Origin of the sequence: Nocardia sp. NPDC052316, assembly GCF_044547795.1 — a bacterium.
GTDB lineage: Bacteria > Actinomycetota > Actinomycetes > Mycobacteriales > Mycobacteriaceae > Nocardia.
On sequence record NZ_JBIUBB010000001.1, the window covers coordinates 50,146 to 65,236 of the forward strand.

General features: G+C 67.0%; 16 protein-coding genes. 11 read left to right on the forward strand and 5 right to left on the reverse strand.

Annotated elements, in window-relative coordinates; genetic code table 11:
- Window positions 1-39 precede the first annotated feature (39 nt).
- From ACIHA7_RS00240 to ACIHA7_RS00260, 5 genes are all read left to right on the forward strand, one after another.
- Window positions 40-1,182 carry a metallophosphoesterase gene (locus ACIHA7_RS00240; protein ID WP_397283937.1) on the forward strand — a complete coding sequence of 381 codons (1,143 nt, stop codon included), beginning with the start codon at window positions 40-42 and terminating at the stop codon, window positions 1,180-1,182.
- 136 nt (window positions 1,183-1,318) lie between these two features.
- On the forward strand, window positions 1,319-2,413 hold the full coding sequence (locus ACIHA7_RS00245) for a BMP family protein (RefSeq protein WP_397283941.1): 1,095 nt from the start codon (window positions 1,319-1,321) through the stop codon (window positions 2,411-2,413).
- A 12-nt stretch (window positions 2,414-2,425) separates the two neighbouring features.
- Window positions 2,426-3,937 carry an ABC transporter ATP-binding protein gene (locus ACIHA7_RS00250; protein WP_397283943.1) on the forward strand — a complete coding sequence of 504 codons (1,512 nt, stop codon included), beginning with the start codon at window positions 2,426-2,428 and terminating at the stop codon, window positions 3,935-3,937.
- Window positions 3,934-5,064: an ABC transporter permease gene (locus ACIHA7_RS00255; protein WP_397283945.1), complete on the forward strand. Its 1,131-nt coding sequence runs from the start codon at window positions 3,934-3,936 to the stop codon at window positions 5,062-5,064. The genes ACIHA7_RS00250 and ACIHA7_RS00255 overlap by 4 nt, the downstream gene beginning before the upstream one ends.
- Complete coding sequence (locus tag ACIHA7_RS00260; RefSeq protein ID WP_397283947.1) at window positions 5,064-6,341, forward strand: ABC transporter permease; 1,278 nt, start codon at window positions 5,064-5,066, stop codon at window positions 6,339-6,341. Before ACIHA7_RS00255 ends, ACIHA7_RS00260 begins: the two co-directional genes overlap by 1 nt.
- On the opposite strand, the gene ACIHA7_RS00265 is transcribed toward ACIHA7_RS00260, so the two are convergent.
- From ACIHA7_RS00265 to ACIHA7_RS00280, 4 genes are read right to left on the reverse strand one after another with little or no spacing between them, the layout of a single operon-like run.
- On the reverse strand, window positions 6,342-7,679 hold the full coding sequence (locus ACIHA7_RS00265; RefSeq protein ID WP_397283949.1) for a hypothetical protein: 1,338 nt from the start codon (window positions 7,677-7,679) through the stop codon (window positions 6,342-6,344).
- Complete coding sequence (locus ACIHA7_RS00270; RefSeq protein WP_397283951.1) at window positions 7,676-8,077, reverse strand: hypothetical protein; 402 nt, start codon at window positions 8,075-8,077, stop codon at window positions 7,676-7,678. Before ACIHA7_RS00270 ends, ACIHA7_RS00265 begins: the two co-directional genes overlap by 4 nt.
- Window positions 8,074-8,274: a hypothetical protein gene (locus ACIHA7_RS00275; RefSeq protein WP_397283953.1), complete on the reverse strand. Its 201-nt coding sequence runs from the start codon at window positions 8,272-8,274 to the stop codon at window positions 8,074-8,076. Before ACIHA7_RS00275 ends, ACIHA7_RS00270 begins: the two co-directional genes overlap by 4 nt.
- Entirely contained in the window at window positions 8,271-10,115 is a 1,845-nt protein-coding gene (locus ACIHA7_RS00280; protein ID WP_397283955.1) for a hypothetical protein, read from the reverse strand. The genes ACIHA7_RS00275 and ACIHA7_RS00280 overlap by 4 nt, the downstream gene beginning before the upstream one ends.
- 603 nt (window positions 10,116-10,718) lie before the next feature.
- Between ACIHA7_RS00280 and ACIHA7_RS00285 the strand changes: the two genes are divergently transcribed.
- From ACIHA7_RS00285 to ACIHA7_RS00310, 6 genes are all read left to right on the forward strand, one after another.
- Window positions 10,719-11,120 (forward strand): hypothetical protein, encoded by a 402-nt coding sequence (locus tag ACIHA7_RS00285; protein ID WP_397283957.1) that lies wholly within the window; start codon window positions 10,719-10,721, stop codon window positions 11,118-11,120.
- A complete protein-coding gene (gene atpB / locus ACIHA7_RS00290) occupies window positions 11,117-11,914 on the forward strand; it encodes a F0F1 ATP synthase subunit A (protein WP_397283959.1) in 798 nt (265 codons plus the stop codon). Before ACIHA7_RS00285 ends, atpB begins: the two co-directional genes overlap by 4 nt.
- Window positions 11,915-11,960: 46 nt before the next feature.
- A complete protein-coding gene (locus ACIHA7_RS00295; protein WP_397283961.1) occupies window positions 11,961-12,218 on the forward strand; it encodes a F0F1 ATP synthase subunit C in 258 nt (85 codons plus the stop codon).
- A gap of 6 nt (window positions 12,219-12,224) precedes the next feature.
- Window positions 12,225-12,734, forward strand: coding sequence for a F0F1 ATP synthase subunit B (locus ACIHA7_RS00300; RefSeq protein ID WP_397283963.1), 510 nt, complete (start codon window positions 12,225-12,227; stop codon window positions 12,732-12,734).
- Window positions 12,731-13,306 carry a hypothetical protein gene (locus ACIHA7_RS00305; RefSeq protein ID WP_397283965.1) on the forward strand — a complete coding sequence of 192 codons (576 nt, stop codon included), beginning with the start codon at window positions 12,731-12,733 and terminating at the stop codon, window positions 13,304-13,306. The genes ACIHA7_RS00300 and ACIHA7_RS00305 overlap by 4 nt, the downstream gene beginning before the upstream one ends.
- Window positions 13,307-13,398: 92 nt before the next feature.
- Window positions 13,399-13,893 carry a group II truncated hemoglobin gene (locus ACIHA7_RS00310; RefSeq protein ID WP_397283967.1) on the forward strand — a complete coding sequence of 165 codons (495 nt, stop codon included), beginning with the start codon at window positions 13,399-13,401 and terminating at the stop codon, window positions 13,891-13,893.
- A gap of 1 nt (window position 13,894) precedes the next feature.
- Here the strand turns inward: ACIHA7_RS00310 and ACIHA7_RS00315 are convergent, their stop codons facing one another.
- The gene (locus tag ACIHA7_RS00315; RefSeq protein WP_397283969.1) at window positions 13,895-14,794 is read right to left on the reverse strand and encodes a serine hydrolase; all 900 of its coding nucleotides are present in this window, start codon (window positions 14,792-14,794) and stop codon (window positions 13,895-13,897) included.
- Window positions 14,795-15,091: the final 297 nt, after the last annotated feature.

Consider the following 15,091-nt stretch of genomic DNA (forward strand, 5'->3'; position numbering starts at 1 on the left):
GGACCGCGCGCAGCAACCCGCGCCGACGAGGATGGTCTGTTGAAGTACGTTCCCCGCGTTGCCCTGTTCCTGGCGATCCCCGCCCTGCTGTTCGTGGTCCCGTGGTGGACCCTGGTCGGCGCACCCACCGAGGGCATCGGGTCGCTGTTCTGGGCCGGTTCCGCGATCTTCCTGTTCGCCTTCGCGTGCCTGCCCGCGGCGATGTTCCTCGGGCACGGGCCCGCGCAGTCCGATGCCGCGTCCATTGTCGGCGACACGCTGCTCGGGGTGGCGTGGGTGGTGTTCAGCTGGTCGGTGATCGGCAATATCGCCGGATTGGCGCTGCCCCTCGCGGGCGTGCACGATCCGGACCGCTCGCGCATCGTCGCGGTGGGCGTGCTCGCGGTGGCGACGGCACTGGTGATCTGGGGAATCGTGGAGGCACGGCGGGTGCCTCGGGTGCGCACCGTCGAGGTGTCGATTCCCGGACTCGGACCGAACCTCGACGGACTGCGCCTGGTGGTCGTCACCGATACGCACTTCGCCGCGCTGAACCGACTGCGCTGGTCGGAAAAAGTTGTCGATGTCGTCAATGCGCAGCGCCCCGATATCGCCTGCCACGCGGGCGATCTCGCGGACGGCTCGGTCGCGAAGCGGCACCCGCAGGTCGACCCGCTCGGCAAGGTCGACGCGCCGCTCGGCCGGTTCTACATCACCGGCAACCACGAGTACTTCGGCGACGCGCAGGGCTGGATCGACCACATGACCTCGATCGGCTGGCAACCGCTGCACAACGAGCACCGGACGGTGTCCCGCGGCGGCGACGAGCTGGTGGTCGCGGGCATCGACGACCCGACCGGCGTCACGCTGCCCGGGCACGGACCCGACCTGCCCACCGCGCTCGCCGGTGCGGACCCGCGGCTGCCGGTGGTGCTGCTGGCCCATCAACCCAAGCAGATCACCGCCAGCGCGGCAGCGGGGGTCGCGCTGCAAATCTCCGGCCACACCCATGGCGGCCAGATCTGGCCGTTCCACTACCTGGTCCGCCTGGACCAACCGGTGGTCGCCGGCCTGAGCAGGCACGGCGCGAACACCCAGCTCTACACCAGCCGGGGCACTGGATTCTGGGGTCCGCAGCTGCGGGTTTTCGCGCCGAGTGAGGTCTCCGTCCTGGTGCTGCGTTCGGCGCCCGCGGGCACGTAGCGCAACGGCCCCCCGTCAGCGAATGGCCCGGAAACCGAGCCAGGATCGGTTCGGCGGCCTAAACTCCTGCTCCACTGCACTCTCGCGGCACTTCCGCCGAGTTGAGTTGCGGGCTATGGCGTTTCAGGAGGCAAGTATGGGCAGGTGGCTACGCACGCTCACCGCGACCGGTGTGCTGGTGCTGACCGTCGGGGCATGCGGTACTCCGCCGTCGGAGCAGGGCAAGTCCGGCGAGCCGGGGGCCGAGGACTTCAAGGCGTGCATGGTGTCGGACTCCGGTGGTTTCGACGACAAGTCGTTCAACCAGACCTCCTACAAGGGCATCACCGACGCCGTCGCCGAGCTCGGCATCAGCAAGGCGCAGCTGGAGTCCCGGTCCGACAACGACTATCCGACCAACGTCAACACCATGGTCCGGCAGAAGTGCGGCATCATCGTCACCGTCGGCTTCAAGCTCGGCGACGTGACCTACGCCGCGGCCAAGGACAACCCGGACGTCGATTTCGCGATCGTGGACTACGCCTACACCGACACCCAGAAGAATCCGCCGCTGCCCAACCTGCGCGGGCTGATCTTCAACGCCGCCCAGCCGTCGTTCCTGGCCGGCTACCTGGCCGCGGGGATGACCAAGACCAACAAGGTCGGCACCTTCGGCGGGATCAACATTCCCACCGTCGCGATCTTCATGGACGGCTTCGCCGAGGGCGTGGCGTACTACAACCAGCGCAAGGGCAAGCAGGTCCAGCTGCTCGGCTGGGATCCGGCGACCCAGCAGGGCGTGATCACCAATACCTTCGAGGACAAGAACGTCGGCAAGACCAAGGCCAACGATCTGATCAGCCAGGGCGCCGACATCATTCTCCCGGTGGCAGGCCCGGCCGGTCTCGGCGCGCTCGAGGCCGTGCACTCCTCCGGCGGCAAGGTCAACGCGGTCTGGGTGGACACCGACGGCTGCGTCAGTGCCGCCGAGTACTGCTCCTCGCTGCTGACCAGCGTGCAGAAGTCGATGGATATCGCGGTGCAGCAGGCGGTGACCGACGCCTATCGCAACAAGTTCGACAACGTGCCCTTCGTCGGCACGCTGTCGAACAAGGGTGTCAGCCTGGCGCCGTATCACCAATTCGACGCCGCCATCCCGGCCGAGCTGAAGAGCGAAATCGACGCGCTGACCACCGATATCGCCAGCGGAAAGATCACCCTCGCGTCCAAGGCGCAGCCCGCGGTCAAGTAGGCGCGGCCGGCCATGCGACTCGAACTACGCGGTCTGACCAAACGATTCGGCACGTTCCTCGCCAACGACCACATCGATCTGACGGTCGCGCCGGGTGAGATCCATTGCCTGCTCGGGGAGAACGGCGCGGGCAAGAGCACCTTGATGAACATGCTCTACGGCCTGTTGCAGCCGGATGAGGGTGAGATCCTGCTGAACGGCACCGCCATCCGCTGCCACTCCCCGCGCGACGCGATCGCCGCGGGCATCGGCATGGTGCATCAGCACTTCATGCTGGTGCCGGTGTTCACCGTCGCGGAGAACATCATCCTCGGCCGCGAACCGGTCAAGGGCTTCGCCGCGCTCGATCGCGAGGCCGCCCGGCGCCGGGTGCGCGAGCTGTCGCAGCGCTACGGGCTGCCGGTCGACCCGGACGCGCTGGTCGCGGACCTCTCGGTGGGCGAGCAGCAGCGCGTGGAGATCCTCAAGGCGCTGGCCAACGAGGTCGAGGTGCTCATTTTGGACGAGCCGACCGCCGTGCTCACCCCGCAGGAGATCGAGGAGCTCATCGAGGTGCTGCGCGGGATCGCGGCCAGCGGCACCTCGATCATCTTCATCTCGCACAAGCTCAAGGAGGTCACCAGGATCGCCGACCGGATCACCGTGATCCGGCGCGGCGCGGTGATCGACACCGTCGCACCGACCACCGCGGAGAGCGATCTCGCGGAGTTGATGGTCGGCCGCTCCGTCGAACTCGTGGTCGCCAAGACCCCGGCGAAACCGGTCGGCGCCACGCTCGTCGTCACCGATCTGACCGTCGTCGACATGGCGGGCGCCGTTGTCGTCGACGACGTCTCGTTCCGCGTCGACGGCGGCGAGATCGTCGGTATCGCGGGTGTGGTCGGCAACGGGCAGTCGGAACTGGTCAACGCGCTGCTCGGGCTGCGGACACCGGCGCGCGGCGAGGTCACCGTCGGCGGCTGGGAAGTGGTCGGGCGGACACCGCGGCAGCACTTGCAGGCGGGCATGGGCTATGTGCCCGAGGACCGTGCGCACGACGGCTTCATCGGCACGTTCAGTGTCGCGGAGAATCTGGTCCTCGATCTGATCGATCTGCCCGAGTTCTCCCGGCACGGCGTGCTGTCGTTGGGCGCGGTGAAACGCAATGCCGCCAAGCGGATCGAGGAGTTCGATATCCGCACCAGGTCGGCGACCGAGCCGATGAGCTCGTTGTCCGGCGGCAACCAGCAGAAAGTGGTGCTCGCCCGCGAGATGTCGCGCCCGCTCGAGGTGCTGATCGCCGGCCAGCCCACCAGGGGCTTGGATGTCGGCTCCATCGAGTTCGTGCACAAACGCATTGTCCGGGAACGGGATCAGGGCACGGCGGTGCTCATCGTCTCCACCGAGCTGGACGAGATCTACGCGTTGTCCGATCGGATCATCGTCATGTATCAGGGGCGCATCGTCGACATCGTCGGTCCCGACACCCCCCGCGATCAGCTGGGGTTGATGATGGCCGGTGCGCTACCGGGGAGGGATCGATGAAGGACCGGGCCTGGGTGCGGGAGCTGGTGGTCAGCGCGCTCGCGGTGCTGCTGGCGCTGGTGGTCGGCGCGCTGCTGATCATCGTCAGCAACCCCGACGTGACGTCGGCGTTCGGGTATTTCTTCGCCCGACCGATGGATGCCGTGTCGGAGGCGACAGACGCGGTCGGCGACACCTACCGGGCGCTGTTCCTCGGCGCGTTCGGCGGACGCCAGCAGCTCGCCGAAACACTCGTTGCCACAACGCCGTTGATCTGCACCGGGCTCGCGGTGACGCTGGCCTTCCGGACCGGGCTGTTCAATATCGGCGGGCAGGGCCAGCTGATCGCAGGCGCGCTATGTGCCGGCTGGGTCGGTTTCGCGCTCCATCTGCCGCCGGTGGTGCACGTGCTTGTCGCGCTGCTCGCCGGTGTCGCGGGCGGCGCGGTGTGGGGCGGGATCATCGGACTGCTCAAGGCGCGCACCGGTGCGCACGAGGTCATCACCACGATCATGTTCAATTACGTGGCGCTGTACGGCCTCACCTGGCTGCTCACCACCTCGGCGTTCCAACGTCCCGGCCGCAACGAGCCGATCAGCCCGGTGGTCGACCACAACGCGCAGCTCGCCCAATTCGGCGGTACCCGGCTGCATCTCGGCCTGCTGATCGCGCTGCTGGCCGCGGTCCTGGTCTGGTGGCTGCTGGCGCGCTCGACGCTCGGCTTCCGGTTGCGCGCCGTCGGCGCCAATCCGGACGCCGCGCGCACCGCGGGCATGGACATCGGCCGCGCCTACGTGCTGGCCATGCTGCTCGCCGGTGGCCTGGCCGGGCTGGCGGGCGCCCAGCAGGTACTCGGCACCGATCTACCACTGACCGACGGCATCGCGGGATCGTTCGGCTTCGACGGCATCACCGTCGCGTTGCTCGGGCGCGGCAGCCCGATCGGAACTGTCTTCGCGGCACTGCTTTTCGGCGCGCTGAACTCCGGCGGCAACGAGATGCAGGCGGCGACGGGCACCCCGCTCACCCTGGTCACCGTGCTGCAGGCCGTCATCGTCGCGCTGGTCGCCGCGCCCGCACTGGTGCGCGCGGTGTTCCGGATCCGCGCCGAACGCGCGGATGTCGTGCTGGCGAAAGGGTGGAACTGATGACCACCACCACCGAACCCGCCGCGCCCGTCTTGGAAGCGCCCGAACATCGCCGCAGGCGGCTGCGGCTCGGCATCCTGCTGCTGGTGCTCGCCGTCGGGGCGGTCGCCTTGGCGGTGTTCACCAAGTCGGGCAATGTCGACTTCCGGCTGTCGGCGCCGGACGGTTCCGGGCCCGGCGATCTGCGGGTGCCCGCCAAACCGGCGGCGCTGGTGCTCTCGGTCATCGCACTGGCGATCGCGGTCGCGCACGTGTGGCGTGGGCTGACGGGCAAGTGGGCAGGCGTGGCGTTCGCGCTGTTCGGCTTCGCGTTCGTGGTGACATTCATCTGCTGGGCGGCCTCGGGCAAACTGTTCCCGCTGACCAATCAGATCCAAGGCACCCTCGCCCTGTCGACGCCGCTGATCCTCGGCGCGCTGGCCGGGGTGCTGTGCGAACGCGCGGGCATCATCAACCTCGCGCTCGAGGGACAACTGCTCGCCGGTGCCTGCGCGGCGGCCATCGTGGCGACGGTCAGCGGCAGCTTCCTCGTCGGTGCTGTCGCGGCGATGATCGCCGGAGTGTTCCTCGCCTGGCTGCTCGCGGTGTTCTCGATCAAATATCTGGTCAACCAGATCGTGCTCGGCGTGCTGCTGGTGGTATTCGCGACCGGTATCACCGGCTTTCTGTTCGATCAGCTCACCGGGCTGTCGGACGGCTCGGCCCGCTTCAACAGCCCGGGCACCTTGCAGCCCATCGCGATTCCGGTGCTGTCCTCGATTCCGATCCTCGGGCCGACGGTGTTCCAGCAGACCGCGCTGGTCTACGCCATGGTCGTCTTGGTCGCGGTGGTGACCCTGGTGCTCTACCGGACGCGCTGGGGTCTGCGGGTTCGGGCGGTCGGTGAGCATCCGCGCGCCGCCGCCACCGTCGGCATCAACGTGCTGCGTGTCCGCTACGAGGCCGTACTGGTGGCCGGTGCGATCGTCGGGCTCGGCGGCGCGTACTTCACCATCGGCTCGACCGGCGGCTTCTCCAAGGCGATGACGGCGGGCAACGGGTTCATCGCGCTGGCCGCGGTGATCATGGGCCGCTGGCATCCGATCGGCGCGACCTGTGCGGCACTGTTTTTCGGCTTCACCAAGGCGCTGCAAGGTCAGCTCCAGGTGCTGGCGACGCCCATTCCGACCGAGGTCTTGCAGATGACGCCCTACCTGCTGACGGTGATCGCCGTGGCGGGCGCGGTGGGGCAGGTCCGGCCGCCCAAGGCCGACGGCGAACCGTACGTCCCCGGTTGATCATCCGCCGAAAAGCAGATACAAGCCGGTGAAGGTGTAGCCGACCATGGTCAGCATCAGCGCGAGCTGGCCGGTGGCGCGATGCTCGGGTGGCAGCAGCCGCAGGCACCGGTCGTGCGCGGCGGCGACGCCGAGGATGTGACCGGTCAGCACCGCGAGCACCTTGGTGGTGGCCAGCACCGTCGGATGACCGGACAGCACGTACGCCACCTCGCGGTGCGCCAATCCCCCGATGTCCCAACCCCGTTGGAACGCATCAGCGAACAGCAACGCCGTCGCCTGCCCCTTCTCCACCACGAAGGTCAGGTAGTGCGCGACGATGTATCCGGCGATGATCGGCGTGATGCTGTGCGCCAGCAGGCCGGGCAACTTCGCGCGCTCGGCCCGGGTGAGGCCGGCCGTCGCCCGGGCGGCCACGGTGAAGACGGTGCCGACGATCAGGACGACGGTGAGCAAACCGAGGCTGCGCACCAGCGTGGCCACGAAAACTGAGCCACCGCCGAGCGAGTCGACCAGGTTCCGCCAGCCGGGCAGCGCCGAGAGGCTGTCGAAGGCGGTGGAGCCGAGCAGCGTCGCCGCGAGCGCCACCGACCCCGGCAGCACAGGGGTACCCGCGAGATTCCGCAGCGGAGACCGGAGCACGAGTTCGCCGGATGCGCGGCGGCCGAACGGACTCAGCCGCGCCAGCAGGCTGCTGTACACCTCGAAGGGGTCGGCGCGCTCGGCCCACGCGGTCCCGAACACCACCAGTCCCGTGAGGGTGAGCACCGCATATCCGAGCAGCCACCAGCCGACGGCCACGACGGAACCCGGCTCGGGCGAGGCCAGTTCGAGCCAGACGAAGGCGAACAATCCGAGCACCGCGGGCCGATACCCCCACGTCGACGGGTATCGGCGCACGCCGTCCTCGGGGCTACGGCGCAGCAGCGAGCACCCGAACCGGTGTAGTGCCCGCATCGGCGAGACCACTTTCCACACCGGGCCGAGCACCAGCGACGCGAGCATCACCCCGACCCAGAGGTAGATGTAGAACACCCCCGGCACCGGATTGCGTTGCGGCGAAGCGGAACCGAACACCGTCACCAACCCGACCACCACTGCGGCGGCGACACCGAGCACTGCCAGCACAGTGCGCACCGCACGCGAATCGATCACCGCGCGAAGAGCGGACGGCACCCGCACTCCCGGAGTGTCCGGCTCCAGCCGGGGCCGTCGCCAGGCCACCAGCAGTATCGCGAACGAGAACGTCAACGCCCACGCTGCGCCGATCAGCGCGTAGGTGAACGGAATCGGCAGATCGGCCGCGCCGTTGAGCCCGTGGGCCAGCGACCGGCTCACTGCCGGATCAGCAACGTGGTCACCGTCTTGCCTGCGCGATGGAGTTCGACATCGACCCGTCCCGGCACCGTGACGATGAAGCGGAACTCCTGCCCTGCTCTCGGTTCGACCGCGAAGCTCTGGCTCGGCTCCGAGTGGACGTGCAGTTCGTCGGGCGCGTCGCTGTCCACCTTCAGCACGATCGGCTGGTACAGCCTGGCCTCGGTCCTGGCGTTCGTCGGCGTGACCGAACCGCCCGCGATCCGGACCGCGATGGTCACCTCCGCTGGCACGTCGACCGACTGGCTCGCCGCCGTACGGGCCGCCGGTGTGTCCACCGATGCCGTGCCGCACGCGGTCACCATCGCCGACACGGCGAGGAACGCCGCGACAACGCCGATGCGGCCTACGTAATTCATGAATTCTCCTCCCGCTCAGTCGGATCGAGCTCCGTGGCGTCGTCGGCCGGCTGCCCGGCTTCACGACGTTCGGCGCGTCGATCACGCACAGCTATGCCAAGGACCACACCGACCACCGCGAGTGCGGGCACGAACGCCGGGATCGCCAGCAGCGCGGAGTGACCGGCGAGTATGTCGACGCCGTCTTCGTACCTCACCGGCGGACCGCCGTGGCCAGCCCCTGCGCCCGCACATCGTTGCGATAGGCGAGAACGATCCGCGCCGCGCCCCAGGCCAGCGCCCAGATGACCAGCAGCGAACAGATCAGCACGATCAGCGAGGCGCCGGCGAGCAACCACGACGGGTGGTCGAAGGACCGTTCCCGCTGCAGCACCGTGATCTCGGCTACGAACGGGCGGGTGAACTCGCTCGATGCGGGCACGCCCGCGGCGTCGATCCCGCGATCCTCCGGCATGTACACCGGCAGCGCCGTCAGCAAGGACCCGTCGTGCACGCGCAACACGGTCTTCCAGTTGCCATAGGCTGGAACAGGTTTCGTGCTGACATAGTGTCCGGGTTCGACGCGCCGCAGGTGGTCGATCACCAAGCCGCGGCCCGGACTGTCGGAGCCGGTGCCACCCTGCCAGCCGAGAATCTGCACCCACTCCGGATCGTCGCCGACCAGGTCAGCGGGCGTCAGCGTGACATCCGCGGTCACCATCCGGCCACCGGGGGCGGGTGCGGCGTCCTGCAATCGCACTGTCGCGGAGGCGTTTTCGGGCACATCGACCCGCAGTCCGTTCGCGGTGGCCGCGGCGGCGATCAGGACCGCGGCGACGACGAGGCCCCGGCGCACCGCAGGTCGCGGCAGCGGTTCACCGCGCAGCACCATGCCGAGCAACGCGCCGAGCGCACCGCCCGCGATCCCGACCGGCACCGCCATCGCGAGCAGCTCCGGCCACATGCTCGCCGGCCACGGGTCGACGAACATCCTGCCCACCCACAGTGATTCGAGCCAGAGCCCGATCGTCGCGGCGGCCAAACCGGTGACCGCGCCCCACCAGACGGGCTTCCGAAGCAACGGCAGCAGCGCCATCAGCTCCACCACCACCGCTACCCCGAGGTAGAGCGGGAAGACATTGTGCGGCGCACCGAGGATCGGGCCGACCAGCACCGCGACGACGCCGCGCACCAGGAAGGCGAACAGCACTGCCACCACCGCACTACCCCGCCCCAGCGTGTATCGCGCCGAGACGAGGGCCAGCGTGCTCGCCGCGACGATCAGCATCGGCTGGAACACCAGGCGGAACTGTTCCACGCCGAAGTCGAATTCGACCTGGTACACCGACATTCCGATCAACAGGCCGCCGAAGGCGAACACCCGGAACACCCACAGCAGCCGGCCGTCGGCTCGGTCCGGGTCGGGGCGGTCCAGGCGCCCTTCGAACTCCAGCAGCAGCACCGCGACCAGCGACAGTCCGGCACCGCCGATCAGCATGAGATGAGTTGGGCCCCAGAGGGTGACGTCTTGGCCGAACAGCCGGTGCCAGATGTCGTCGAGCGGGAAGCCGATCAGGGCGTAGAGGCCGACCGCGGCCATCAAGACCCCGCCGACCGGCGCATACCAGGTGCGGGTGATCCGGATGGCGGCCGGACCGGGCTTCTCGTCGAGCGGCAGGACCACGGCCAGCATGCCCGCGATGAAGAGGAAGAACAGGCCGATCATGATGAAGTAGTGCGCCGGATTGGCCAGTGGCCCTTCGTCGCGCCCCTTGCCGATGTGCAGGCTCACATCCCAGATGAAGCCGAGCAGCGCGGTCAGGATGGTGGTGATGAACACCGCGAGCGGCAGCGCCACCCAACCCGGGCGGTTGCCGAGCTGCCCCAGCCGGTCGGCCGCGTTCTTCAGCCAGGTGATGCGGCGCGTGCGATGGAGATAGGCCACCCAGAACAAGGCCGCCGCCACCAGCATCGCCGATCCGGTCAACACGATGACCTGATCCAGTGCGGCACCGCCGCCTTCGGAACCCTTTGCCAGCACCACGAACTCAGGCCTCATCGCGCCCAACTCTCTGTAACTCGAATTCTCCCTTATCGGCGAATGCCCACGGAAGGCCGAGGTATGCAGCGGATTACGCGTCGCGAGCCAGATCTGGGATCAGTCACAACGCGCAGGTGCCCGAAATGGGGTGAGTTCCCGAGTTTGTCGATCTTGTTGGCAAACTGGGCGGTTCGGCAGCAAGTAATCAGCATCCAATAAATGGACAAATCGGGCAAAACTCTTAACCGGGGACAAACCCGAAACTGTCGTGACACGTCATCGGCAAGTCCTTTGCCGAGTGTCGCTGTGTTGCCATCGATTCACCAATCTACTGGCTATACTCCTCGAGCGCAGACCCCGGCTTCCTCGGTCGCGTGCGAGCTGAGTCCGTGGACGGCAGGCTTCTCCCACGTCAGCTCATTTCGAAAAGGCTCTGCGCAACTTCAACAATGGCGTCACCCTCGCATGAGCGGTGCGCGAAGAACGGCTCGTACGAGTAACCAGATGGTGTCTGTAGCCATTTACAAGATCATGTCTACAAAGATCAAAAACCTTGCCACGCAGGGACGTTGGGATGTGTATGCTATCGATTCATCACTTCCCCCATCATGAGGTGGGGGTATGGGCGAGGGCGGTGTCGGTGTGGACGTGAATAGGCTCCAGATACGGCGCGCGGCCATTGCCGCAGTCGCTCTGGGTGTGCTGGCCCTCGGTATTACCGGGCTGATCGATCGACTGCTGCTCGGCACCTTCATCTGCACCGGGCTCGTGGTCGGTTGGTTGAATGCCCAACTCACGCTCTGGGCGGTCACCCGCATTGCCAATGCCGAGGCACCGAGCAAGCAGCGTTTGGTAGGTTCTTCGGCGCTACGACTGCTCGGCATTACCGCCGTCGCCCTGCTGGTGGCTTTCCTCGCGCGACCCAATGGCGTCGGTATCTTCTTCGGCTTGGCGCTCTTTCAAGTCGCCCTGGTCTTCAACACCGTCCTGCCTGAATTGAAAGGGCTTCGCCAGACGCCATGACGATCCCAGCCATTTCGTTAGCCCAGGTCTCGTCGAGCATCACGCTGCTCGCCCAAGAGGCGCCCGCCGAGGAGCCGAAGATCCGGATCGGCCATCACGCGGTCGCCCATGTCTTCGGCATCGCCTTCAACGTCGACACCATCGTCTCGACGTCGGTCGCCGCGGCCATCGTCCTCGGTCTCGCCTTCTACCTGCGGATCAAGATCACCTCCGGCGTGCCGAACGGCGTGCAGCTGTTCTTCGAGACCGTCACGATTCAGATGCGCGCTCAGGTGGAGAGCGCGATCGGCATGAAGGTCGCGCCGTTCGCCTTGCCGCTCGCGGTCACCCTGTTCGTCTATATCCTGCTGTCGAATTGGCTCTCGGTGCTGCCGGTACAGATCGGCGACGGTGAGCTGCTCGCACCGCCCGCCGCGGACGTCAATTTCGTCTACGCACTCGCCGTGTTCGTGTTCATCGCCTACCAGTCCGCGGGCATCGCGCGGCGCGGCCCCTTCGGCCACGTGAAACAGATACTCAAGGGACACACGGGCTGGGGTCCGATGGTGTTGATCAACATCGTCGAAGAGATCGCCAAGCCACTGTCGCTGTCTCTGCGATTGTTCGGAAACATGTTCGCCGGCGGCGTGATGCTCTCCGTGATCACGCTGTTCCCCTTCTGGATCAGCTGGGGCCCCAATGCCATATGGAAGCTGTTCGACTTGTTCGTCGGCGGCATTCAGGCCTTCATCTTCGCGCTGCTGACCGTCCTGTACTTCAGCCAGTCGATGTCATTGGAAGACGAACACCACTGATCGGCGAGCGCCGATCGAGTCCACATCCGAGAATAGGAAGTAGAAAATGGCAGACCCAACCACCGCGTCCATCATCCAGGGCGCTCTTATCGGCGGCGGCATCATCATGGCAGGCGGTGCCATCGGCGCAGGCATCGGTGACGGCCTCGCGGGCGCGGCGCTGATCAATGGTGTCACCCGTCAGCCGGAGGCCGAGGGTCGGTTGCGCACCATCTTCTTCCTGACCGTCGGTCTGGTCGAGGCGGCGTACTTCATCAATCTAGCCTTCATGGCCCTTTTCGTATTCGCGACTCCCGGCAAGTAACCGGGCATGTCTCCGAGAACCGATGTGGTGGCCGAGGGGAACTTCCTTATCCCCAACGGCACCTTCTTCGTCGAGTTACTGATCTTCCTGATCGTGCTCGGGGTCATCTGGTTCTTCGTCGTTCCGCCGATCCGCAAGGTGCTGGAGGAACGCGAAGAGCGGACCGCAGAGACCGCGGCGACGACCAAAGAGTCGCGGCAATTGTTCGCCGAGGCCGAAGCCAAGCATCGAGCGGAACTGGAGAAAGCGCGGTCGGAAGCGGCCGCTATCCGGAGCAAGGCGCGCGCCGAGGGCCGGGAAATTCTCGAGGAGATGCGCGGCCAGGCTCAACAGGAAGCCAACGCGATCGTCGCGGAGGCCGAGGCGCAACTGCGGGCCCAGGCGGATCAGGTCGCCGCGGAGTTGCGCGAAACAGTCGAACCACTCGCGCGGTCACTGGCCAACCGAGTGGTCGGCGTCGATGATCGGCGGGCAGGCACGAGCCGAGGCCAGCAGACAGGACGGGCGTCGTCATGACTCCTAGTAGCGAGATCCTTGCCGAGGGCATCTACCAGATCCATTTCGAATGGCAGGTTTTCGTCAGCCAGCTGTTCGGCTTCGCGGTCATCGTCTGGGTCATCGTCAAATACGTTGCGCCACCGGTGAAACGGATGATGGCCAAGGCGCAGGGCGAGATCCAGAAGCAGATCGAGGAGAACCAGCAGGCGGCCGAGCGCCTCGTCGAGGCCAAGCAGGTCTACGACGAGGGGCTGGCCGAGGCGAAAGCCGAACTCGCGCAACTGCTGGAGGACGCCCAGGCCGACGCCGAGGACATCGTCGTCAAGATGCGTGAGACGGCCGCCGCCGAGGTGGAGCGGGTGCGCAAGCAGGGTCGCGACCAGATCGAGCTGATGCGCAGGCAGCTGATCCGCGACCTCAAAGCCGACTTCTCGCAGCAGGTGCTGATGCACACCGGCGACAGCGTGCGCGATCAGGTCCAGTCGCCACAGATCAAATCGGACGCCGTCGAGCAGTTCCTCGACGACCTCGAGGCGATGGCGAACGTCGGCTCATCCGGCCGGACGCATACGCAGTCCCAGTGGAACTGAGCGACAACCGACAAGCCGACGCGAATCGACTGTGCCCGTTAGGATGACGTTCGCCTGATCGTGGGCAACAGAGTTCTCGAGCGGAGTCGTCGATGTCGGAGACAACCAGCGAAACAACGGCGGCCGTGGACGCGGTGCCGAGCCTGTACGAATGGGCCGGCGGCACCGCGGCTTTCGAGAAACTCACCGAGGTGTTCTATCGGGAGGTCCTGCGCGACGAGCTGGTCGGCCCGCTGTTCCGTGGCATGGATCCCGGACACCCGAAGTACGTGGCGATGTGGCTGGCCGAGGTCTTCGGCGGACCCGCGGGCTACAGCACCGAACGCGGCGGCTACGCGCACATGGTCCGGCAACACCTCGGCAAGACGATCAGCGAGCCGCAGCGCCGCCGCTGGGTGAACCTGTTGATGGACGCCGCCGACGAGGTCGGGCTGCCCGATGACCCGGAGTTCCGCGCCGCCTTCGCCTCCTACATCGAGTGGGGCACCCGGCTGGCGCGCGCGAATTCCCAGCCCGACGCCACGCCTCCGTTGGAAGCTCCTATGCCGCACTGGGGTTGGGGCGTCGCGCCGCCGTACCGGCCGTGAACTAGCCGAAGTAATCCTTGAACAGGATCTCGCTGATCTTGGTCACCGTCTCCCGGCCGACCTGGTAGCCGTCCTCGACCACCTGAGTGTTGTTCATGATGGCCACGGTGAATCGCTCACGCGGACCGACGAATCCCACCGAGTTCATCAGCCACGAGCCGTCGTCGTTGTCGTCGGCCCAGCCGTTCTTGTTGCCGGGCAACGCCTTATCGCCCGCGCCCCAGACGCCCCACCGCTGGTCGGTGTCCAACGAGTCCCCGCCGTCGACGGCGCGTAGCTCGCCGACCAGGTAGTCGCGCAGCCGCGCGGGCAGCTGCTCCAGGACGAAGTCGATGAGGTGTGCGAGGTCGTTCGCGCTGGCCAGGATCCACCCCCAGGAGTCGGGGTGCTGGTCGGGAAACTCGATGCCCGCCATGCCGAATGAGCGGAACCTCGGTGCGAACACCTGCTCCCCGCCGTAGCGGTCCCACAGCGTGGTCGCCGCGTCGTTGTCGCTGGCATGCAGCATCCGGTGCATCAGCTCGCGGTCCTCGGCGGTCAGCCTGATCGTGCCGAGGTCGTCGCGCAGCAGCAGGTCCACCGCCATCGCCAGCTTCGGGGTGGAGCACGCCCACATCGGCGTCGCCGCATCGGCATTGCGCCACACCGCGCCGGTGCGGCGGTCGCGCACCACGATCCCGGTAAACCCAGGCCTGCTCTTCGCATAGGCCTCGGCCTGCGCGATCCGCGCCTGGAACGCGGGATCGAAATCGGGTGCCGGACCGATCGCCGCGCGCGCCGGCTCGTCCGGCACCGGGTTCGCACGCGCCGCGCCGCGCGGCTCATACATCAGGGCGGCGGCGACCAATGAGCCGGCCACCAGCAGACCGGACAGCACCACCGGAAATTTCGACTTCCGCATGAACGCCCTCGTTTCGCAGTGTCGTCAGACGGAAAACGCAGGTCAACGGTGGTGCTCGACGTTCGCTCATCTTGGCAAGCCGAACACACCCGAGCAACCCGACACTCGGCAGCGGCGGCAATCCGCGCCGTCAGGTCGACGCCCCCGACAATGGGGGCACCAATTGTGTCGTGCCCCAGCTCGCGGGAAACTCGGTAACAAGCCTAAGAAGTAGTCCGATGACCAGTTAGTCGTCGCAGGCGCGCGGAGGGAGGACCGCGTTCGCGCTTCGGGCAACCGGAGCGACTGCGGGGCCAA